Source organism: Actinophytocola xinjiangensis, from assembly GCF_001921215.1.
Lineage (GTDB): Bacteria > Actinomycetota > Actinomycetes > Mycobacteriales > Pseudonocardiaceae > Actinophytocola > Actinophytocola xinjiangensis.
In genome coordinates, this window is record NZ_MSIF01000069.1 from 1 (window position 1) to 699 (window position 699).

Annotated in this window: 1 protein-coding gene and 1 pseudogene; both read left to right on the forward strand. The window is 68.4% G+C overall.

The annotated features are described in order from the left end of the window. A pseudogene (locus BLA60_RS41855) lies at positions 1 to 252 on the forward strand (ADP-forming succinate--CoA ligase subunit beta); the annotation flags it as partial. Position 253: 1 nt separating this feature from the next. Continuing rightward, the coding region (locus BLA60_RS41860) for a CoA-binding protein (protein WP_211289037.1) at positions 254 to 699 on the forward strand (446 nt) is incomplete at its 3' end.

Consider the following 699-nt stretch of genomic DNA (forward strand, 5'->3'; position numbering starts at 1 on the left):
CCGGACGTGCGGAGTGTGTTCGTGAACGTGTTCGGGGGGATCACGGCGTGTGACGCGGTCGCCAACGGCATCGTCCAAGCCTTCGAACTCCTCGGCACCGTCGACAAACCCGTCGTCGTCCGGCTCGACGGCAACAACGCCGCCCTGGGCCGCCAGATCCTCGACGACGCCGACCTACCCGGACTGTCCCAGATGGACACCATGGACAACGCGGCCCGACGTGCCGCCGAGCTTGCCGCGCAGGGAGCGTGAGATGGCGATCTTCCTCACCGAGGACAGCAGGATCATCGTTCAGGGCATGACCGGCGCCGAGGGGCGCAAGCACACCGCCCGGATGCTCGCCGCCGGGTCGACCGTCGTCGGCGGCGTCACCCCCGGCAAAGGCGGCCAGACCGTCGAGATCGACGGCACCGCCCTGCCGGTGTTCGACTCCGTCGCCGACGCCATGGCCCGGACCGGCGCCGACACCACGGTCGTGTTCGTGCCGCCGCGCTTCGCCAAGGGCGCGGTGATCGAGGCGATCGACGCCGGGATCGGGTTGGCGGTGGTGATCACCGAGGGTATTCCGGTGCATGACACCGCCGTGTTCTGGGCGCACGCGTGCGCTCAGAAATCGAAGCAGGGGAACAAGACGCGGATCATCGGTCCGAACTGTCCTGGGGTGATTTCGCCGGGGAAGTCGAACGCGGGGATCATTCC